Below are 22,891 nucleotides of genomic sequence, written 5' to 3'. Positions count from 1 at the left end.
AATTTATCTATAGTTAATGATAACACCCTTATCATAAGCATCTGAAGTAATCATAATTATGAATTGTGGATTATGAATTCTGAATTAATGTTAGAATTTAATCTGCAAACGTGTCTCAAGAATAGAGAATGTGTTATTGTTGAATGCTGCGTTATCTGTTGCGCGAGTGATAGAACCACGAACACGCCAAATCATATACTTATTAAGGTAGTAGTTGAAGGTCAATGACCAATCATTTACCTTACCACCAAAGATATTAGCATCCTTATCAGTCAAGGTAGAGTAGTTGTAAGCTGCAACAAGCTCCAAAGAACCTGGATCAGGAGTAGCAATACCCGCATCAGCCTTGGTATAAGTATAGCCCTGACCATTGAGGAGGTAGCGTACATTGCTATATGCACCCCATGCGTTATAGTTTGGCATAGCGTTGTCGCGCTTGATGCCTACGTAGAAGTATTGTGCCTCGAAACCGAAGTTGCCAATAGCAAAGTTCATTTCTGGAGAGAACTTCCACAGTGCTTTAGCGTCTGAGATTTTAGCCTCCTGTGCAGCAACATTTGCTATACGTGTTGGGAATGGAGCCTTCAACGTGTAAGACTTATGGCTGATGGTTGCATCCTTGTTGTAACGTGGAGACTCATATGCACCACTGATACCGATGTGGAAAATCTTACCACGCTCAGTTAATGGGCGCCATACCAATCGTGTCATTGCACCCCATGCCTCGTTGCCGAGCTTGTCGGTTGTCATCTTCATCGCGTCATTCTCAGCAAATACTGATGCAGTAGCATGGAACTTCTCGCCAGCATGAACATACATCGCACCAATCAGACGGCTGTTGAAGAATGCCTGGTTAGCCAATGGCTCTTCCATTGAAATCTTGAAACTTGATGATGTACCACTCTGTAAACCAAACTGGTGTACGAAGTAACCCATACGAATCAAGTTCTCTTTGTTGAAATTATAATCGAGACTAATGTCTTTAAGTGAAAGACTTTGACGTGCATAACCAACGTCAACCTTTGCTTTCCACTTACCATATGTGGCACTTACGCCCATACGTACGTCTGGAATAGCAACACCATCATTGAGCTGGTTATCAAGTTTCTCATCTGTTGAGTGCATAACACCTGCATCCATAAGGATACGACCTGTTGGTTTTACTACCAACTTTGGTTCTGCTTCTTCCTGAGCAAAGGTACTTGCACAAGTCATTAATGCACAGGTAGCAATAAGGATAATTCTTTTCATAAAGGTATTTTTATTATCAATCTTTTATAAATTAGGTTTTTAACTAAGAGTTAGAGCTATAAGAAAGAGTCAAAGAGGAGTTAAGCTATCAACTAAAATGTTAATGTAAACCTACTGGCTTAACTCCTATGACACCTTATATATCGTAAGACTTAGTCAGCTGTCTTAAATGTACTCTTAGCAATCTTGCCTTCCTTCTTCAGCTTAGCAAACTCTTTCTTTGCCTTTTCCAACTGCTCTTGGAAAGCTGGTTCTGCATGGAGACGTGCTACAACCGCTGCACTAATGACACGAGCGGCATCTACATCGCTCTGCCAGTGGTAACCACAGATGACACGACTCTGCCCCATTTGATAGCCACGCTCAAGGATTTCATTCTGACGATCAATGTTAATCTCTGACAGAACAAGAGCGGTAGCCCAACCGATAGCAGTGTGACCTGATGGATAAGAACCATTAGTAGACAGCTCTTGCTGCTGCTCTGGGTTACAAGTCATCTCATTATAGAAAGCAAATGGGCGAACACGCATGTAGTGATCCTTAGCGCTACGTGTAGCCAAGTCACCTGCATCTTCACGCATATTCAAAACAAGTTTATAAATCTCTGGAGTTGTCCCCTTGCTGATTTTAATACCGAAAGCCTCTGAGAAAGCGTTTGGAACACCGTCACCACCTACACGTGCATCAGCTGCTGCCTGATCACCACGAGGAGTATTGCGCTGCATCTTACCCCATTGGTACTGCGCTTCGTCATAAAGGAACTGAATACTACCTGGCTGTGGAGGTGCTGGAAGAAGTTCAAGTGAACTTGCTTGCTGTCCATCCTGAAGATAATAGAGGTCTGGTTGTGTACGGACGTCTTTAATCTTCTTTGCCGCTGTCTGTGCGAAAGTGGTTACTGAGAACATTGCCAGCAAACCAACAACTAAGGTCTTCTTTGTCATTTTGGTAGAGTTTTAAATTTATAAAATGGTTTAATTAAAATACAATAGTAATATATTTCTACAAAGGTAGAAGAAATGTTATAAACAAAATAGTTGCATCTCGTTTTTTAGATAAAATAAACGAATGCAACTATTGTTAATATATTGATTATCAGTTATTACTCTTATTCTGATAATTTTAAAATATAATAGACGATACTGGCTGGATTCTCGTTGTAATAGGCTGTGAGAATTACCTTATTATCACCAATCTTACTATGATAAAGACGACTGACAACAGGATTTAAGTTGCCATAGATACCTAACATTCCTGGTAAGAGTGTGCGCTTTACTCGTGGCATTGCAAGGAGCAAAATCAAGACTCGTACCTGCTGACTGTTGGCTGCAGTAAAGTGGAATATCTCTTTGCAGACTTCTTTATCTGTCATGGCAAAACTCTTGAAGAACTCGTCTGACACCTCTGCTATTTGGTCAGTGATGTCACGTGTAGCAGAGTCGATGTCAGCAAAGAGTTTTGAGTTAAACTTTTTCATGCGTCTTTCCTCATTCTCTTGCACAACATTCTCGTGTACAGCAGTATAATCTTGCATCAGTTTTTGTAGTGTCTTCAGATGTTTTATTTGGTTGATACGATTATCAATCGTCTGTAACAAGCGAAGGAGTACTATGCGGTCGCGGTTGTCAATGTCGTTTTCTATCGATTGCAATTCGTCCGACAGTGCCTTAGTCATTATCTCATAGCCTTCAAACTCTTTTAGTTGTTTGATACTATCAGATATATAGTTACGAATGATCTTCAAGCCATCCTGCGTGAAAATGTTCTCGTATTGATGCTTAACAGCAATGAAATCAGAATAAACTTCTGCCACAGGATGTTGTTTTGATTCATTAAGAATATGATGAAGACGCTCTTTCATACCATCATTCAGTCCTTTTAGCACGAGTGTGTCTTGAGTAGAACGATGGAATTTATTGAGTCGTTCTTTAAGTTCTTGGATATGATTGAGCCATACTTCATTCCTTCGGCATTGCTCAATGATAACCTCAATATTGTCTGTATTGCGTGCTTCTTCTGATTCATGCACCATAGAGTCACGTTCATAGACCTCAAATTGCTGGATTCGAGTTATTTGCTCATTCAGATATTTCACCATCTGAAGAGCTGTGTCACGGTTTAGTCGGGCTATTCGTGCTGATAGTTTTGCAAACTGTTCGTTGTTATTACGCAGACTTTGTGAACTGATATTAATGCTATCAATCTCATTATTAATACTATCGAGCGTATTGCGTTCTGCCTCTGTCAGCTTGTCTTTTAAGGATTCTAAAGCTTCCAGCCGTTGGTGCAGGTCGTCTTTACTCATCTGAAGTTGGCGATAAGTCAATATCTGATGCCTACGATAGCTAATGAAGATAATACCAAGAATGCAGATCAGGGTAAAGAGAATGATACCAATAAGTTGTAAACTCGGTACTTTATTATCGAAGGTTACCCATTTGGCTACCTCTTCCTTCCCTGGAATTAACTGCAAAACACCGAGGTCGGAGCCTATATATAAGGTATTGTCAAGGATAACACCTGCCTGAGCATTGAAGTGGATGTCTGCAAAGTAACTACCACAATCAATCAGTCGTCCCTTTTTAATGATATATTTATGGATGCCAGTCTCTGGTATCGTATAGACAACACTGTCATTGATACAGAACATTCTACAGCTTCCATCCGTCTGAATAGAGTCAGAACCTTGAATCTGTAGATAATGATTGGTGAGCAATAGGAGATGAGGATTCTGTTCACCGTATGTCAGTAGACTACTGATAAATACTTTATCTTGTGTTCCTGCAACTTGTTTTATCTGTTCATGCTTTCCAAAGAATACACCATGGTTGAGTGTGGCAATATATATCCCTTCACCGTTTTTCACTTGATGAAAAGCTGTTATATATCTGTTATCCATTGCCTTTATCGTATCTGTCTTACCGTTTTGGGTATCAATGGATAATAGATAGTCTTGCACACCAAGGAGTATCTTACTTTGTTTTGGCAGAAATGCCATAGAGGTGATACGTGTCTTGGTTTGCGCCAACAGTTGTGGACGCTTAAAGAGCTGATTAATCAGGTAATGATTACCAAGATTCAGTCTGAATAGCTGATTATTAGAATTATAGTAATAAATGTCCTCACCATTGGCATACATCTCCTTTGGCAACTCATCATTGTCAAAGTCGTATATCTTCTTTGCTATCTGTTCACCTGCTTTCTGGCAGAATAGCTCATGTTGATTATTAACATAGATAAGAGATTTGTCGGAAAGACATGCAGTGACGACCGGAGGATTAGCGTTAAAGAAGCCAAGATGGTGTGGAATACGCCATACTGCATTCTTTGTCAGTAGCACAGAAAAGCCATTGCCATCGTCTGCAATGGATATCTGATGCGGATTGTCTGGAATATTGTTACGTAATGGAATAGTAACAAAACGCTTTAAATTGTCTGATAAAAGAATGCTGGACGAAGTGATAAAATAGTAAGTTGAACTTGCTTTATAAAAGGACAAAACCGATTGAGGAAGCGAAAAGGTCTTACTATCAGCTCCATTAAAGCCTTCAATAGTCAGCTGATTATCAGATAGGATATAAAGTTTGCCATCATAAATAGCAACACTACGTATATTCTCCCCTTTATGACGCAGTTCTGTCTTCTTCCTTTGGAGGTTTATGCTTATAACACCAGCTTGTGTTGCTGCAAAAAGCCACTTATTTCCGACATGACAGAGATTATTTACTAAGAAAGGTTCATAATACTGACCTGTTTTTTCTTTATGAATAGGGTAAAGGGGTTTTAGTCCTTGCTGCTGTTGATTAAGCGGCATAGAGAAAAGTCCTTGAGAGGTGGCAACAAAGAGTGTACCGTCTGCTATATCAATATTATATGGAGAGTATCGGTTACCTTTGCTTGGAATCTCAAAGGTCGCCTTGTGGACAAGCGTGTCGGCAGCTATGTTCCATAACTGTAAACCGGCATTACGTGATGCTATCCATATCTGATTAGTCTGGTTGGGGGCGCGTTCAATGTCATAGATGCGGTCAAGTCCTGTGTAAAAACGCTTTCTGTTTTGTCCGTCAACATGCCATATAACACCCGTCTCACCGCCAATCCAGTATCCTTTTTTATCTATAGCCAGTGTTGACAAGCGGTCATCATAGTGAAATTCCTGCTCTGATAACGACCGTGAAGTAGTTGTTTCCTTGCAGCTTGTGATGATAAATAATAATATCAAGCAAAGGCAGCTACTAAGAAAATGCTTCTTTATCCCTAAGTTATATCTTGTAGTCATTAGATTCTACTTTGTCTGCAAAGATAACGAAATACTCTGATATTGTAACAGAATATCTTATTTACTTTGTGGAAAAGTTATGCTTCCGATGTGTTTCTCAGTGTGTTTTATCATAGAGTATGCTTGCTTAATAATCTTTCGTGCTTTCGAAAGAGCTTTTTATTAACGCCTTTTCGTGTCTTATAATGAGCATAATGCCTCCTTCTCTTACCATCTCTCACCAACGTATTGATGCTCCGCACATGTCGTGTTGACGGTCCGCACATAATGTGCTAAGGGTAAACACCAATGGTGTTGAGGCTGAATTGCCTTGTAATATCAACGATTGATTTGGATTAAAGCACTATAATGAATGTGTATCTTCCAGATGATTAAAGGCTGTGTTACTCTTTATATACATAAAAAAGAAAAGGGAATGTACTGAGCATCCCCTTTTCTTATAATCGTTTACCTCTTATTATTCTTCAAGATTCGCTGTGCACAGTCTGCTAATACAACTACGGCACCTGCTAAAATACATACGTCCTTGATGACAAGTCGACCTGCACCAGTTAGTAGCGGGAATCCATGTTCACCACTACCTAAGTCTGGAACCCAAACTTCAGGTGTCGTGACAAGGAAGGATAGTGTTCCGAATGTCATGATAATGACCAATCCAGAGCCTACAAAACCAACCTTTGGGAACCATATACCCAATAATGTCAAGATACCAAATGACATGATTGCAATACCCAAGCCGTGTGAGAATGTATAAGTATTGTTTGCCTCATGCCACTCATGCTTAACCTTATCAAACTCACCCTCTTTGAGTTTGTAGTCCTTATATTCAGGTGCTTGCTTTGTATAGAAGAAGCTCATAAACGGACTGTTAGCAACGAAAGGTACAATACCCTCTGCCTCATAGTTCCAGAACTTCAGACCACCAATCCATACGAAGATGATAAAGATAGCTATACGTATCAAATGAATACCTGTACCCTTCAGCGATGCTGCGGTATTAAGAACGAAATCTAATAATAATTTTACTTTATTCATAATCTGTTTTTTTATTGAATTTTATGTCTTGAATTTATACTTTGTGCTTGTGGAATTATCCCTCAATTTATAGATTAAGTTTAGTCTTATCCTATTTCTTTAATCTATTTTTATCCCTATTATTTGGATTTGTCGGCAAAGATATATATTTATCTTCAAACCGCAAAGAATTATTTTGTATTTATTTCAAATAATGCTTCAAAAGACCTATTTATCATGCCTTTTACGCCCTAATTACTTGAGAAATACCATGTTTGTGGTATATAACAAAACAGTAAAAAGAACAAATTATGTATAACTTATGGCTTAAATTAATTATATGTTTTTGTATTAATGTGTATAGGTGCTTACTTGATATGGAATTGTATTTGGAGCTATGGAATGTTTTGGTTATTTTCTAAATTTAATAAAAATATCCATTAATTTGGAAATTTGAGAAAAATTATATAAGTTTGCATTTATAGAATAAACTAAGTAATGCTGTAATTAAGAACCTAAAGAAGTCTGAGTAGTAAACTTGTAGTAGAATATAAAAAAGCCCCTACGGTTGTCCGCAGGGTGCAAGAAAAATCTTCGGCTTATAGCCTTGTTGTGAAAAGTATTCACTGTGTATCTGGTTGCAAATTTACAACTATTTTTTGAATATACAAGCAAAACCATAAAAATATGACACAAAAAGTTTTAGGCTTAGACCTTGGTACTAATTCTATTGGCTCTTCAGTAAGAAATTTGGATCTCTCTGATGATTTGAAAGGGCAATTAGAGTTTTTCTCTTCTGATATTTTCAGAAGTAGCGTTAATAAGGAAAGTAACGGACGTGAATATTCATTAGCAGCACAGCGTTCTGCGCATAGCAGAAGCCGTGGGTTGAATGAAGCAAGGCGTCGTAAGTTGTGGGCAACCTTGGATTTACTTATCAAGTACGGTTATTGTCCGATGTCTCCTGATTCTTTAATGAGATGGAGCACTTATGATAAACAGAGAGGGCTCTTCAGAGAGTACCCTATAGACGATAAGGATTTTAATGCGTGGATACTTTTGGATTTTGATGGTGATGGTAAACCTGATTATTCCAGCCCATATCAACTACGTCGAGAACTTGTTACACGTCAGTTTGATTTCGATCAGCCTATTGAACGTTACAAATTGGGTCGTGCTTTGTATCATATTGCTCAGCATCGTGGGTTTAAGAGCAGTAAGGGTGAGACTCTGTCACAGCAGGAAACTAATAGCAAGCAATCACTTACGGATGAATCTACAGATGTAGCTGGAGAAATGAAAGCTTCGGAAGAGAAACTGTCAAAGGGGCTATCTACCTATATGAAGGAGAATAACCTTTTGACGGTTGGTGCTGCTTTTGCTCAGTTAGAAGATGAAAGGGTGAGAGTACGGAACAATAATGATTATCGAGCAATACGTTCACAATTTCAGCAAGAAATAGAAACCATTTTTAAGTTCCAGCAAGGTTTGTCAGTAGAAAAAGAGTTGTATGAACGTCTTGTTAGTGAGAAGAAAAATATTGGTACAATCTTTTATAAACGTCCATTACGTTCGCAACGTGGCAATGTGGGTAAATGTACACTTGAACGTACAAAGCCACGTTGTGCCATTGGGCATCCATTGTTTGAGAAGTTCCGTGCTTGGACACTGATTAATAATATCAAGATCAGAATGTCTGAAGAGGAACAAGCAGAACAACTCCCTATGAAATTACGGTTCGAACTTTATAATGACTGCTTTTTAGCATTTGTAAGAGCTGAATTTAAGTTTGAGGATATTCGGAAGTATCTTGAGAAGCGTCTGGGTGTTCATTTCTCTTATAATGACAAGACTATTAATTATAAAGACAGTACAAGTGTTGCTGGTTGTCCTATAACAGCTCGATTCAGAAAACTTTTGGGAGAGGATTGGGAGTCTTTCCATGTTGATGGGCAAAAACAGAGACAGGCGCATGGGAAGAATAACGCTTCATTCCATACTGTTTCTTATTCCACGAATGATATATGGCACTTCTGTTATGATGCGGAGGAACCAGAAGCTGTATTGTCTTTTGCGCAAGATAATTTAAAGTGGGAGAAGAAGAAAGCAGAAGAACTTGTCCGTATCTGGTCAGCAATACCTCAAGGCTATGCTATGTTGAGCCAGAAGGCTATCCGTAATATCAATAAGATGTTGATATTGGGAATGAAATACTCTGATGCAGTGTTACTTGCTAAGGTTCCAGAGATTGTAGAGATAGCTGACGAGGAGATTCTTTCTGTTACTGAAGATTATCATCGTGTGGAAGCACAGGTTGGGCATGAAAAACAGATTAATAATATTGTTAATGCTCTCATAGCCAAGTATAAATCAACGTCAGAAGAATACCGTTTTGCCGATCATAATTATGATTATCAATTAGATGAGTCTGATGAAAAAGATATAATCAAACAGATTGAGAGTAATATAGGTACAAGGAAGTGGAGTTTGTTGGATGCCGACGAGCAGACGGATATTTTACAGAAAGTCCGAGATAAGTATCAGAACTTCTTTAGAAATCACGAGCGTAAGTTTGTAGAATCTCCTAAATTAGGAGAGTGCTTTGAAGAGTATCTTGTAAAGAGATTCCCAATGGTTAAGGGAGAGCAATGGAAGAAGTTATATCATCCGTCACAAATCGCTATTTATCGTCCTGTTTCTGCAGGTAAGGATCGCTCTGCTTTAAGACTGGGTAATCCAGATATTGGTGCAATAAAAAATCCTACAGTGTTGAGAGTGCTTAATACTTTGAGAAAGAGAGTAAATCAACTCTTGGATGATGGGCTTATATCTCCAGATGAAACAAGGGTGGTTGTAGAGACTGCACGTGAATTGAATGATGCTAACAGAAAGTGGGCATTGGATACTTACAATAGAATCCGTCATGACGAAAATGAAAAGATAAGGAAGATTCTTGAAGAGTTTTACCCGAAACGTCGTGATACTATAAGTACAGATGATATAGATAAGGCACGGTATGTGATAGATCAACGTGAGGTAGATTACTTTACGGAATCGAAGACCTATAATAAGGATATAAAGAAGTATAAATTTTGGTTGGAGCAGGGAGGACAGTGTATGTATACTGGGCGTACCATTAATCTATCAAATCTTTTTGATCCAAATGCTTTTGATATTGAGCATACCATCCCAGAGAGTCTCAGTTTTGACAGTTCGGATATGAATCAGACTTTGTGTGACGCTCATTACAACCGTTTCATAAAGAAAAACCATATTCCTGCAGATATGCCGAATTATGATAAGGCTGTTATTATAGATGGTAAAGAGTATCCTGCGATAACATCTCAACTACAGCGTTGGATAGATAGGGTTGAGCGTCTTAATCGTAATGTAGAATATTGGAAAGGGCAGGCAAGAAGGGCACAGAATAAAGACCGTAAAGATCAATGTATGCGTGAAATGCATCTATGGGGAATGGAGCTGGAATACTGGAAAAAGAAGTTGGAACGCTTCACAGTTACTGAGGTTACAGACGGATTTAAGAACAGTCAGCTTGTCGATACACGAGTTATAACTCGTCATGCAGTTTTATATCTGAAGAGCATATTCCCACATGTAGATGTGCAACGAGGAGACATAACTGCTAAATTCAGAAAGATACTTGGTATACAAAGTGTAGACGAAAAGAAAGATCGTAGCTTACATTCTCATCATGCTATAGACGCAACAACTCTGACGATAATCCCAGTTTCTGCAAAGAGAGAGCGTATGCTGAAGTTATTTGCTAAGATAGAAGAGATTAATAAGATGTTATCTTTCTCTGGTAGTGAGGATAGGACAGGACTGAAACAAGAACTTGATGGCTTGAAAGATCAGCTTAATAAAGAAGTTAAGGCTTGTAGGATAGGACATAATGTTTCGGAAATTGGTACGTTTATAAATGATAATATTATTATTAACCACCATATTAAGGACCAAGCTCTTACACCAGTTCGTCGCCGGTTGAGAAAGAAGGGACATATAGTTGGAGGAGTGGATAGTCCTCGATGGCAGACTGGTGATGCCTTGCGAGGTGAAATCCATAAGGCAAGTTATTATGGTGCGATAACACAGTTTGCAAGGGATAAGGAGGGAAAAGTTCTGATGAAAGAGGGACATCCTCAAATTAATCCTACGATTAAATTTGTAATACGTAGAGAATTAAAGTATAAGAAATCTGCTGCAGACAGTGGCTTTGCTTCATGGGATGATCTTCAGAAAGCTATTGTTGATAAGGAACTTTTTGCTTTGATGAAAGGGCAATTCCCAGCAGAAACATCTTTCAAGGATGCTTGTGAACAGGGAATCTATATGATAAAGAAAGGAAAGAATGGTGAGGATGATAAAAAGTTGTACAGAATAAGGCATATAAGATGTAATACTGTGCAGAAAAATGCTTTGAAGATAAAAGAGCAAACCTATAAATCCGAGAAAGAATATAAGCGTTATTTCTATGCTGCAGTCGGCGATTTGTATGCAATGTGTTGTTATACAAATGGTAAGATTCGTGAGTTTAAAATATATAGCTTGTATGATATTTCTTGTCATCGTAAATCTGATATAGAGGATATTCCAGAGTTTATCACCGATAAGAAAGGTAATCGACTTATGCTTGATTATAAGTTGCACACTGGCGATATGGTATTGCTTTATAAGGATACTCCTGAGGAATTGTACGATTTAGATAATGTGAACTTGAGTAAATTATTATATAAGATAAATGGGTTTGAAAATGACGGCTTACGTGTTAGGATGGTAAATCATTTAGTTGTAAAAGAGGCTATGGGAGAATCTGTTAAAGATTATACGAAATTGCCTGATATCATTCGTTGTGGTATTAAAACAATAAAGTTTCTTATTATGGGCGAGAATCGTGACTTTGTTATTAAGAATGGTAAGATAATCTTCAATCACCGATGATAAAGAAAACTTTATATTTTGGGAATCCTGCTTATCTCTCACTTCGTAATAGGCAGTTGGTTATCCGACTTCCAGAAGTGGAGAAAGCAGAACTTCCTGATATCGTAAAACAAGAGACTGTTAGAACGATTCCAATAGAAGATATTGGTGTGGTGGTATTGGATAATAAGCAGATAACCATTACACAAGGTGCTTTAGCAGAGTTAGTAGCCAACTCTGCTGCAGTAATTACCTGTGATAGTAAATGTATGCCTACGGGAATGTTACTTCCTCTTTCTGGTAATACATTGCATCAGGAGCGTTTTCGTAATCAGATAGAAGCTGCAATTCCATTGCGTAAACAGCTGTGGCAACAAACGGTAAAAGCTAAGATAGAGAATCAAGCATATTGCTTACAGAAGAATACTTCTAAATCATTTGTTCCGCTCCATGTCCTTGCTCGTAAAGTCAGGAGTGATGATGCTGATAACCACGAAGCGCAAGCTGCAGCCTATTACTGGAAGAATCTCTTTTCTGATGGTTTCACAAGAGATAAGGATGGTATTCCACCTAATAATCTGTTGAATTATGGATATGCAATACTTCGTGCTGTGATTGCTCGTGCTTTGGTGGGGAGTGGACTATTACCTGTCTATGGTATTCATCATCATAATCGTTATAATGCTTATTGTTTAGCAGATGATATTATGGAACCTTATCGTCCGTTTGTGGATGACCTTGTCATTTCGACAATGAAAAAGATGGAAATTTCAGATGATTTGACAGTAGAATTAAAGCGGGAGATGTTGTCAATACCAGTTCTTGATGTTAGTATAGGTGGTAAGCGTAGCCCATTGATGATTGCTGCAGGCTTAACAGCTGCAAGTCTTGCAAAGTGCTATAATGGGGAAGCTCGTGAAATTTCTTATCCTTCTTTTCTTTGATGCAACGACTTAGCGAATATAGGGTTATGTGGGTGATGGTCTTTTTTGATCTTCCAACGAATACAAACAAGGAAAAGCGTGCTTATACTATCTTCCGAAAAGATTTGATGAAAGATGGTTTTACAATGTTTCAATTGTCAATCTATGTTCGTCATTGCGCAAGCAGAGAGAATGCAGATGTTCATGTGAAACGTGTAAAATCGTTTATGCCTAATTCTGGTAATGTCTGTATTATGGTCATTACTGATAAACAATTTGGTGAGATAGAGCTTTTTCGTGGAACTCAGCCACAAGAACCTAATGCCCCAGGACAGCAACTAGAATTATTCTAAAAAAGAGTCCCATCATTGTGATAGGACTCTTTTGTTTTGCATTTTTTGTTTGTACAAAAGTCTTGTTACTTGCTGTAATACAGGTAAATATAACTTTTAAGTTGTACGTGCTAATGCAAAGATACACATTTTGAAGCAATTCACAACCAAATGGTCTTGTTACTTCCGCTCAACTCCGTTGTACGTGCTAATGCAAAGATACACATTTTGAAGCAATTCACAACGATACTATTGACGCTATGTTTCGTCAATCGGTTGTACGTGCTAATGCAAAGATACACATTTTGAAGCAATTCACAACATGAGTAAGCGCTCAACTCGTGATAGCTTCGTTGTACGTGCTAATGCAAAGATACACATTTTGAAGCAATTCACAACCACTCCTACTAAGTTACGACGTGAGTATATGTTGTACGTGCTAATGCAAAGATACACATTTTGAAGCAATTCACAACATGAGTAAACGCTCAACTCGTGATAGCTTGTTGTACGTGCTAATGCAAAGATACACATTTTGAAGCAATTCACAACCTATTAAAACAGCTGAAGAAACTACTGGTGGTTGTACGTGCTAATGCAAAGATACACATTTTGAAGCAATTCACAACGCAGCGCAAAGAGTTTGAGGAGAAGCAGCAGTTGTACGTGCTAATGCAAAGATACACATTTTGAAGCAATTCACAACCCAACGATGCTGCTCAACGTGCATATGATAGTTGTACGTGCTAATGCAAAGATACACATTTTGAAGCAATTCACAACTGGGAGTGTAACCCCTCTGAACATTTTCAAGTTGTACGTGCTAATGCAAAGATACACATTTTGAAGCAATTCACAACGTTTTGTTGCTTCTCTCTCTGATTGCTGGTGTTGTACGTGCTAATGCAAAGATACACATTTTGAAGCAATTCACAACAATACTAAGCGTCAACATATGCACGCTTTGGTTGTACGTGCTAATGCAAAGATACACATTTTGAAGCAATTCACAACTTAACTGTTCCTGTAAGTCCTAAAGAATTTGTTGTACGTGCTAATGCAAAGATACACATTTTGAAGCAATTCACAACCCAGTTTGCCTTGGTGAATTTTGTCATAATGTTGTACGTGCTAATGCAAAGATACACATTTTGAAGCAATTCACAACTTTCCGCTCTAAACAGCGTGAAACTACTTGTTGTACGTGCTAATGCAAAGATACACATTTTGAAGCAATTCACAACCAGCTTGGTGACCTTGCAGGTAAAGGACTTGTTGTACGTGCTAATGCAAAGATACACATTTTGAAGCAATTCACAACTAGGGGGCTGAAAGCCCCCATAGCGATAGCGTTGTACGTGCTAATGCAAAGATACACATTTTGAAGCAATTCACAACTACTCCAACTAAGCTGAGACGTGAGTATAGTTGTACGTGCTAATGCAAAGATACACATTTTGAAGCAATTCACAACTTCTGCAGAGCGGATTCTATTTTCTTTTTTGTTGTACGTGCTAATGCAAAGATACACATTTTGAAGCAATTCACAACCTTATGATACAGACTTCGTCTCTGCTAATAGTTGTACGTGCTAATGCAAAGATACACATTTTGAAGCAATTCACAACTTCTGCTCAACTGCAGATACTCTCACGTCTGTTGTACGTGCTAATGCAAAGATACACATTTTGAAGCAATTCACAACTACACCGACGAAGCTGCGGCGTGAATATATGTTGTACGTGCTAATGCAAAGATACACATTTTGAAGCAATTCACAACCTTCGTATGCAGAATTATCTCAAGTGGTAGTTGTACGTGCTAATGCAAAGATACACATTTTGAAGCAATTCACAACAGTGTAGCTGCCCTCTCTGCTCCGTTCTCTGTTGTACGTGCTAATGCAAAGATACACATTTTGAAGCAATTCACAACTACTTATAAAAATGGTGGTGTCGTTTGCTTGTTGTACGTGCTAATGCAAAGATACACATTTTGAAGCAATTCACAACACACCTTGCGCCTTACTGTTGTTATGCTCGGTTGTACGTGCTAATGCAAAGATACACATTTTGAAGCAATTCACAACATAGGGGGCTTTGCCCCCATAGCGATAGCAGTTGTACGTGCTAATGCAAAGATACACATTTTGAAGCAATTCACAACCAAGAGATTACGGGAGAAATCTTGCAAAAGTTGTACGTGCTAATGCAAAGATACACATTTTGAAGCAATTCACAACTGATGCAACTGTTACTGCTAAAAACGGTAAGTTGTACGTGCTAATGCAAAGATACACATTTTGAAGCAATTCACAACAACAACTTTTCGTTAAAGTATGATGCGCCTGTTGTACGTGCTAATGCAAAGATACACATTTTGAAGCAATTCACAACTATAGGGGGCTTTGCCCCCATAAGCGTCCAGGTTGTACGTGCTAATGCAAAGATACACATTTTGAAGCAATTCACAACGGTGAATTGACTGCAAATTCTAACATGCGAGTTGTACGTGCTAATGCAAAGATACACATTTTGAAGCAATTCACAACAATAACCCTATTTTAGCCGCAGGAGAAATTGTTGTACGTGCTAATGCAAAGATACACATTTTGAAGCAATTCACAACGCGTATTTGTCTGCTTCTGTGGGAACTATTGTTGTACGTGCTAATGCAAAGATACACATTTTGAAGCAATTCACAACAACGAACAAGATTTAACCCCGGTTGAGGCTGTTGTACGTGCTAATGCAAAGATACACATTTTGAAGCAATTCACAACATGAGCCGAGAAATAAAGCTAAAACTTGGAGTTGTACGTGCTAATGCAAAGATACACATTTTGAAGCAATTCACAACAGTTAACGGGTCAATGTCTACGATGGACGTGTTGTACGTGCTAATGCAAAGATACACATTTTGAAGCAATTCACAACTTAGGTATCAGTGGGCAGGCGTTAAACTCGTTGTACGTGCTAATGCAAAGATACACATTTTGAAGCAATTCACAACTACTTACGAAGATAATCAGAAGCACGAAGGTTGTACGTGCTAATGCAAAGATACACATTTTGAAGCAATTCACAACAAAGAAGATGCTCGTTCTAAGAGAATAGCTGTTGTACGTGCTAATGCAAAGATACACATTTTGAAGCAATTCACAACGGTTACTAAACTTTGCACGCTATATGCAGGTTGTACGTGCTAATGCAAAGATACACATTTTGAAGCAATTCACAACGGACAGGCTCTTGGTTCTCGCGGTGGTCTTGTTGTACGTGCTAATGCAAAGATACACATTTTGAAGCAATTCACAACGATTATTGTACATTCAATATAGAAGAGCAGTTGTACGTGCTAATGCAAAGATACACATTTTGAAGCAATTCACAACATGGATTAGATTGACTTTAGAGCAATCTGGGTTGTACGTGCTAATGCAAAGATACACATTTTGAAGCAATTCACAACGTACGGGTCTTCTGATTATGCTAACCCTCTGTTGTACGTGCTAATGCAAAGATACACATTTTGAAGCAATTCACAACTCGTGATGCGCTTGTTAATTCTCCTTTATAGTTGTACGTGCTAATGCAAAGATACACATTTTGAAGCAATTCACAACCGTTCTGCTTATCTCGGTATCATTAGTTCTGTTGTACGTGCTAATGCAAAGATACACATTTTGAAGCAATTCACAACCACTTGGATAGGTTTGTCATTGAAAAGTCGGTTGTACGTGCTAATGCAAAGATACACATTTTGAAGCAATTCACAACCCATACGGAGCGGGAAAAACAATACCGTAGGTTGTACGTGCTAATGCAAAGATACACATTTTGAAGCAATTCGCAAATAGAAAAGCTTTGCTTAGATATTAAACAGAGTTGTATGTGCTAAAGTCTGCAGCACATCTCATTTGTTCACGGATAAATTCTATCCCTATGCCTTTTTACCAGACACAAGGGTGAAGATGATGAGGATGCCGATGACGAAAATGAAGAGGAAGGAGCCTAATGCACCGGCATAGATTCTACCTGTGTGTACCTCTAAAGCAAGACTCCAAAGCGACATGGGTTTATCTTTCAATTCTTCTGGCTGTTTTGCGAAGGATGAACCTTGGAAATAGGTTGCTATACATTCCTTGTTTGTGAAATCAGAACTATAGCCAGAGATTGTCTGTTCGTCTGGTGCAGTACCCGGTATGCGGGGAGTAGAGACCATAGCATCATTGTAGTAAAGTACGACGTTATTCTTACGATCCCAGTAGAACAGACCATCGAAGGAGCCTACTATCCATGATTTGTTGTCTGCATGTTGCCAAACATTTTGACCCATAACACTCACTGGGGGTGCTGTGGTGATAGGTGTTGGCTTGGAAGAGAGATTCTTAAGAGAGTAGAAACCTTCCGAAGTCGAGATGAGCCAGTCGTGAGCTTGCTCATCATATCGAATCATTCTTAGTTTATCATTCCAAGGATTATCATTGTCTAAGGTCGTACCAGGCAATGGTTTCGTATTGTTTGTGGCAAGGAGAATCATCAGTGGGGGACGTAAAGCCCATCCCGTTATTGCGATAAATAGCGTTAAGGCGAATGTGTAATACCCAATCTTCGTATGCCAAACGATCATTAATGCTGTTTTGCGACGAACCCAATACCATATACCCGTCACACAAAGGATAATTAAGACGACTCCAATTCCGTCTACAATGAGTTTCCCTACGGTTCCAAACAGTGCACCACTATGCAATAACCATATTTGACGGAACAGTGATACCTTCCCCTCATTGCCCTCACCAGCTTGTAGTGTCAGACAAGTAAACTTCTTATAAGGGGCTGTAGCATAGTAGAGGTGGGAGCGAGAAAGAACGATGAGCGTATCACCATGGGTGGTGATGTCTGTCAATAGTTCGTCATCCTCTTGCTTAGGTAGGTCAATTTTTTGCCAAGATGCGTTCTTCCCCAGTTTATATAAGTCTATGACGCTAACCGCAAACAGGTCATTTTGTGGGGTTTTAGCCATTCCTCGCATCTGTCGATAGTCAGCACCAGCAGGTAGACCTTGGTTATATTCGGTGAAGTGAGAAGCAGTTGTATCAGTTTGAATGACACCCGCTGCGCCATATATGAACACTTTATCTTTGTTTTTATTATCTTTGTAGCGTAATGTTCCACGTAGTAATCCGTTGTTCCATTGTTTGAATTCATACTGACCAGGCAATATTCCACGGCTTACATTAATATCAGAAAAGAGTTGACGATGATTGAGGACAATACCTGAAAGGCAGAACATTACTAAGAAGAATGTTATGATGATGCCAATCCACTTATGGTTTTTAACCCATGTCTTACGTTTCATATTTTGTTGTTTGTGTTATGTTATTTTTAACTCAGTTTTAAAATGCTGTACAAACTTACACAAAAAAACTGTATTTCGGGGCTTTTTGAGCTATATTTTTGGTTCTTCCGGAAGTTGGAGTAGTAAAGTGAAGCTATTACGTAATAAGTCACACGGAGAAATAGAGCGGAAGGATCTAAACGCAAAATCATGGAGTTGGTGATGGCTTAAAGAGAGACAGAGGTGATGCGTACAGATTCTTGATACCTTAAAGGAATTCATGCTTTGTACATAAAACTCGCAAACAACCTCCGTTGTTTCAAGCATCGACGTTGCTTTGGTAACTTCTATCGCTTTGTTTTGACAATTCTCAGTTATCTCCTTTTCTCTGTGTGATATTTGTTAAGATTCTAAATGCAAAAGAAAACCTAACCATTTCAAGTTTCCGAGTACTCCTCTTTGTCCTATTTTTTTCATAAACTGATTTTGTAAAGACCATAAAATGGCTTGCTATTAACGCCCTTTAGGCTTCTAAAAGATGCTCTTTAAGCCTCTTACTAACGCCCTTTTAAAGCCTTATTAAGCACCTTTTGAAATCTTAATTTGCAACTACTTGATAGCAAATAACTTGCAAAGGTGATAAAATAGGTCACTTTTAATCCATTTTCCTACCTTTTCTTTAATCTTTTTGTCAATATATTTCTTTGCCTTTTAGACTAAAATATGTTGCCTATAGGGGTGTTTTCGGGTGTTACTTTTAACTTCGTCTGCTTTGTTTCTTCGTGTGATTTATTATGTAATAGGGGTTTACTTTATCACTCCTTATCTTGAAGAACAAAAAAAGAAACCCCAATTAACAGAGCTTTATATAAGTTCAAGCTACTATTAATTGGGGTGTATATTATAAGTTTGGGTTTGTTATGTCTTACTTTCTTGTAACACGAACATATCTCATAACCTTCTTAACGACTACTCTTCTCAAGTCGCTGTCATTGAATTTGGTCTGAGTTAGCTCAAACTCATTGCTGTTCAAGAATCTAATTTGGAGGTTCTTGCGCATCTTACCGTCTATCTTCATAAAGAAACCATCACGGCGGAAACCATAAACACCGATATCATCATCACGCTTCCATCTGCCGTTGTCTTCTCTTTCTATAACACTCATGGTTCCATCATGGTAGAAATCGAAACGGTGCAACTCATCATCGAGGTCGTTATCATCATGACCAACAAGCGTACGAAGATTAACAGGCTCACCTGTAGCGAAGTCAACAGGGAGGAACTTATAGTCGTCATATCTGTCAATCGTGAAACCTACCTTATATTCCTTATGTGTTCTTGGATTGCGCACAATGGCATAGCTACCCTTATTTGTAAGCTCCCAGGTACCAACAATCTTAGAGTTGGTTGTAGGTTCAGCAGCTACTACGTTGTTATTATCCTTTACTTCATTGTTTGCAGCGTATGAACTGGAAAATGTAAACAGTCCACCTAATACTAAACCAGCACATAAAGCGTGGTTAGAAAAAAAGTTTTTCTTCATTGTTATATATTCATTTTTGGATTAATATGTTGCAAATATACGTAAAGAAATTATAATAGCAGGGAAGTATTTATACCGTTTTAAATGATTTTATAGAACTCATTAACATACTGCCTCTTAATTAACAGATTTGTTCAAATAGAAACAAAATCTGTTAATTGAGTGCAAAGGGGATGTGATAGCTTCCTATTTCGCAGGTTTATTGCCCATTGTGAAGTCGATTATAGGACCTGATAACAGCTGTTCATGCTCAAGATAATAATGTGGATAAGGCTGCTCATTCATTGTAATATGCTGAATGAAGCGATTGTCTTTGTTATTCTTTTCCGCCCGAATTGTGACAGTCTTGCCATTCTCCAACTGTATCTTGACTTTACGAAAGTAGGGGGTACCAATCATATATTGTGTACTGCCAGGGCAAACTGGGTAGAAACCGAGAGCGGAGAAGACATACCAAGCTGATGTCTGACCATTATCTTCGTCGCCACAATAGCCATCAGGATGTGCAGTATAGAGTCGGTCCATCACCTCACGCACCCAATACTGCGCCTTCCAAGGCTGTCTGCTGTAGTCATAGAGGTAAATCATGTGCTGGATAGGTTGGTTTCCATGTGCGTAATTACCCATGTTCATGATTTGCATCTCACGTATTTCGTGAATTGTAAAGCCGTAATAGCTATCGTCAAAGATAGGAGGAAGTTGGAAGACACTGTCTAACATTGCATTAAACTTATCGTATCCTCCCATCAGCTTTGCCAGCCCAGCAGGGTCATGGAATACACTCCACGTGTAATGCCAGCTGTTGCCTTCTGTGAAGGCGTCGCCCCATTTGAAAGGATTAAATGGCGATTGGAAGCTACCATCCTCATTACGTCCACGCATAAGACCCGTTTCCTTGTCGAAAACCTTCTGATAGTTCATTGCTCGGAGTTTGAAAGGTTTGAGTTCCTTAGCACTCTTTCCGAGTTTTAATCCCAATTGATAGATACACCAATCATCGTAGGCGTACTCTAAGGTACGGGCAACACTCTCGTTGATTCCCACGTTATAAGGTACGTAACCTAAGCGATTATAATAGTCAAAGCCTTTACGTCCAGTAGAGTTGACGGTTGGATGAACAGCATTAGCACCATGCACAACAGCCTTCCAAAGTGTTTCAATGTCGTAGCCACGCAATCCCTTGATGTAAGCATCAGCAACGACCGAAGCCGAGTTGTTGCCCACCATACAATCACGATGCCCTGGACTTGCCCACTCTGGAAGGAATCCACTCTCCTTATAGGCGTTGACTAAGCCTGCTTGCATCTTCTCATTCATTGATGGATAGACAAGGTTGAGCAATGGAAAGAGCGAACGGAAGGTGTCCCAGAAACCTGTGTCGGTAAAGAGATAGCCCGGTAATACTTTGCCATTATATGGACTATAATGGATAGGATTACCCTGTTCGTCAAACTCATAGAACGAACGTGGGAAAAGTACGGAGCGATAGAGGCAACTATAGAAAGTGCGAAGATGGTCGATATTATCGTCCTCCACTTCGATACGTCCTAAGATATTGTTCCATTCTTTTCTACCTTCTGACTTTACATCGTCGAATGTCTTTCCCTCAACTTCCTTGAGGTTACGCAAAGCTTGTTCGTCACTAATAAACGATGAGGCTACCTGTATATTAACTTGTTCGCCTCGTTTCGTGTGAAATCCGACAACAGCCATGGCGTGATTGCTGGTTGCAGAAGTCTTTCCCTCTGATAGTTTTCCATCTTCAATACAGCCAACGAAAGAGAAATCGTGGTCGAAGCGAAGCACAAAATAGTTCTTGAAGTTTGCTGGTACACCTCCGCTATTCTTGGTTGTATAGCCTATGATAGTACGTTTGTCAGGCATAATCGTTACGGAAGAACCCTTATCAAAGGCATCAACAACAAAATAAGCTTCTTTTGTTTGTGGATAGGTGATACGCATTGCAGCAGCACGACTGGTAGGACTAATCTCTGCAGTGACGTCATAGTCAGCTAAATAAACCTTATAGTAATAAGGTGTTGCCGTCTCTGCTTTGTGGGAAAACCAACTGGCACGACCCTCTTCGTCAAAGACTTTCTTACCCACAACGGGCATGATAGAGAACTGTCCGTAGTCGTTAATCCACGGACTGGGTTGGTGTGTCTGCTTAATTCCGCGAATCTTATCGGCTCGATAGGTGTAAGTCCAGCCATCTCCCATCTTTCCTGTCTGTGGAGTCCAGAAGTTCATGCCCCATGGTAGGGCAATAGCGGGGTAAGTGTTACCCGTTGAAAGTTCTGGTTTTGAGGCTGAACCCACTAAAGTACTTACGTAATCAACAGGGTTGTTTACCGTGATAGCATGTAGATGAGCAGTAAATGTCAGCAATAAGAAAATAAGAAAAAGGTTTCTTTTCATCTTTTGATAAGGTGATTTATTTGTATATTTTAGGTTAAGAGTCAGCCTGATAGTTAGGCTTAGTTAATGACAGAAAGTAGTAACGGATTTCTATTGAGGACCGATAGGATGGTCGTACTTATTTTGTAGCCGACTTCCAAACCCATAATTCGCCCATTTGGAAGCGAACTAATAGCTTTGATCCTGCGTCCGTTAGCATGATACCTTTAGTCCCTGGTTGTAATAAGAATACCTCTCCATTATTTAGTTGTTTAATAATGGTAGAATCCTTCTTGCTTATCTCGTTAGGAGGGGGCAGTAGGTCAAGGGCATCCATATTGACAACTCCCAAACAAGGGATCGTCAGTGTAACCTCGTTTGCTCTGTTGCTGATAAAGCCTGCATCTCTTTTGTTTGCATTCTTAACAGCCTGATCGCCATTGTCAGTTATCTCCGTTGGGATAGTTTTAATGTCATGACTGTCTGCTTTCGGTTTATCTTGTGTCCCTTTATTACAGCCACTCAACGTAAAGGTAGCCACAGCAAGGAAGGTATAGAGTTTTCTAATCATTTTGTTTTACGCTTAAAATGTAAGTACAAATGTACACTTTTACAAGCATAAAGACAAGAGATGTTGAATAAAAACGATAACTTTCTTATTAATAAAGGGTGATAATTCCAAAGGAACAACTTTATTATTTATAGGGTAAACCTAATGTAAAAGCTGACATTTTACTAATCATGTATTCTTACTAATATTTCGTATTGCATTAAAATATAATGTGAAATATTATCTAATTAACTTTATTTCACTATCTAATGCTTGACTTTCTTACGAATTATTCGTAGCTTTGTGGCGTGAACTTTTAGATAT

General features: G+C 38.9%; 11 protein-coding genes and 1 CRISPR repeat array. Of the genes, 3 read left to right on the top strand and 8 right to left on the bottom strand.

From position 1 onward, the window contains the following. Positions 1-90: 90 nt before the first annotated feature. The 4 genes from J4861_RS05005 to J4861_RS04990 form a co-directional block, all read right to left on the bottom strand. Positions 91-1,251 carry an OprO/OprP family phosphate-selective porin gene (locus tag J4861_RS05005; protein ID WP_211816043.1) on the bottom strand — a complete coding sequence of 387 codons (1,161 nt, stop codon included), beginning with the start codon at positions 1,249-1,251 and terminating at the stop codon, positions 91-93. A gap of 152 nt (positions 1,252-1,403) precedes the next feature. After that, positions 1,404-2,195: an acid phosphatase gene (locus J4861_RS05000; RefSeq protein WP_211816041.1), complete on the bottom strand. Its 792-nt coding sequence runs from the start codon at positions 2,193-2,195 to the stop codon at positions 1,404-1,406. Between the two features lie 164 nt (positions 2,196-2,359). Beyond that, positions 2,360-5,530 (bottom strand): ligand-binding sensor domain-containing protein, encoded by a 3,171-nt coding sequence (locus tag J4861_RS04995; RefSeq protein ID WP_249110742.1) that lies wholly within the window; start codon positions 5,528-5,530, stop codon positions 2,360-2,362. 447 nt (positions 5,531-5,977) lie between these two features. Continuing rightward, positions 5,978-6,565: a DUF417 family protein gene (locus J4861_RS04990; RefSeq protein WP_036921230.1), complete on the bottom strand. Its 588-nt coding sequence runs from the start codon at positions 6,563-6,565 to the stop codon at positions 5,978-5,980. A gap of 666 nt (positions 6,566-7,231) precedes the next feature. Between J4861_RS04990 and cas9 the strand changes: the two genes are divergently transcribed. Genes cas9 through cas2 form a run of 3 tightly spaced genes read left to right on the top strand, consistent with a single transcriptional unit; the run spans position 7,232 to position 12,758 of the window. After that, entirely contained in the window at positions 7,232-11,503 is a 4,272-nt protein-coding gene (cas9, locus tag J4861_RS04985; protein WP_211816039.1) for a type II CRISPR RNA-guided endonuclease Cas9, read from the top strand. Beyond that, entirely contained in the window at positions 11,500-12,426 is a 927-nt protein-coding gene (cas1, locus tag J4861_RS04980) for a type II CRISPR-associated endonuclease Cas1 (protein WP_211816037.1), read from the top strand. Before cas9 ends, cas1 begins: the two co-directional genes overlap by 4 nt. Then, positions 12,426-12,758, top strand: a complete 333-nt coding sequence (gene cas2 / locus J4861_RS04975; RefSeq protein ID WP_009013305.1) for a CRISPR-associated endonuclease Cas2 — start codon at positions 12,426-12,428, stop codon at positions 12,756-12,758. The genes cas1 and cas2 overlap by 1 nt, the downstream gene beginning before the upstream one ends. Before the next feature lie 100 nt (positions 12,759-12,858). Further along, positions 12,859-16,593: a CRISPR direct-repeat array (repeat unit 47 nt; unit sequence GTTGTACGTGCTAATGCAAAGATACACATTTTGAAGCAATTCACAAC). 86 nt (positions 16,594-16,679) lie between these two features. Here the strand turns inward: cas2 and J4861_RS04970 are convergent. From J4861_RS04970 to J4861_RS04955, 4 genes are all read right to left on the bottom strand, one after another. Further along, entirely contained in the window at positions 16,680-18,098 is a 1,419-nt protein-coding gene (locus tag J4861_RS04970) for a PepSY-associated TM helix domain-containing protein (protein WP_211816036.1), read from the bottom strand. A 904-nt stretch (positions 18,099-19,002) separates the two neighbouring features. Then, entirely contained in the window at positions 19,003-19,620 is a 618-nt protein-coding gene (locus J4861_RS04965; protein WP_211816035.1) for a hypothetical protein, read from the bottom strand. A 186-nt stretch (positions 19,621-19,806) separates the two neighbouring features. Beyond that, a complete protein-coding gene (locus tag J4861_RS04960) occupies positions 19,807-22,038 on the bottom strand; it encodes a GH92 family glycosyl hydrolase (protein WP_211816034.1) in 2,232 nt (743 codons plus the stop codon). A gap of 118 nt (positions 22,039-22,156) precedes the next feature. After that, positions 22,157-22,588: a hypothetical protein gene (locus J4861_RS04955; RefSeq protein ID WP_211816033.1), complete on the bottom strand. Its 432-nt coding sequence runs from the start codon at positions 22,586-22,588 to the stop codon at positions 22,157-22,159. Positions 22,589-22,891 lie beyond the last annotated feature (303 nt).

The organism is Prevotella melaninogenica (genome assembly GCF_018127925.1).
Taxonomy (GTDB): domain Bacteria; phylum Bacteroidota; class Bacteroidia; order Bacteroidales; family Bacteroidaceae; genus Prevotella; species Prevotella melaninogenica_C.
This window is presented reverse-complemented; position numbering and strand designations above follow the sequence as displayed.

Bases quoted from the DNA above. Each gene is read 5' to 3' on its own strand.
- J4861_RS05005 (WP_211816043.1), bottom strand. From the start codon at position 1,251: ATGAAAAGAATTATCCTTATTGCTACCTGTGCATTAATGACTTGTGCA.
- J4861_RS04995 (WP_249110742.1), bottom strand. From the start codon at position 5,530: ATGACTACAAGATATAACTTAGGGATAAAGAAGCATTTTCTTAGTAGC.
- J4861_RS04955 (WP_211816033.1), bottom strand. From the start codon at position 22,588: ATGATTAGAAAACTCTATACCTTCCTTGCTGTGGCTACCTTTACGTTG.
- cas2 (WP_009013305.1), top strand. From the start codon at position 12,426: ATGCAACGACTTAGCGAATATAGGGTTATGTGGGTGATGGTCTTTTTT.
- J4861_RS04965 (WP_211816035.1), bottom strand. From the start codon at position 19,620: ATGAAGAAAAACTTTTTTTCTAACCACGCTTTATGTGCTGGTTTAGTA.
- J4861_RS04990 (WP_036921230.1), bottom strand. From the start codon at position 6,565: ATGAATAAAGTAAAATTATTATTAGATTTCGTTCTTAATACCGCAGCA.
- cas1 (WP_211816037.1), top strand. From the start codon at position 11,500: ATGATAAAGAAAACTTTATATTTTGGGAATCCTGCTTATCTCTCACTT.
- J4861_RS05000 (WP_211816041.1), bottom strand. From the start codon at position 2,195: ATGACAAAGAAGACCTTAGTTGTTGGTTTGCTGGCAATGTTCTCAGTA.
- J4861_RS04970 (WP_211816036.1), bottom strand. From the start codon at position 18,098: ATGAAACGTAAGACATGGGTTAAAAACCATAAGTGGATTGGCATCATC.
- cas9 (WP_211816039.1), top strand. From the start codon at position 7,232: ATGACACAAAAAGTTTTAGGCTTAGACCTTGGTACTAATTCTATTGGC.
- J4861_RS04960 (WP_211816034.1), bottom strand. From the start codon at position 22,038: ATGAAAAGAAACCTTTTTCTTATTTTCTTATTGCTGACATTTACTGCT.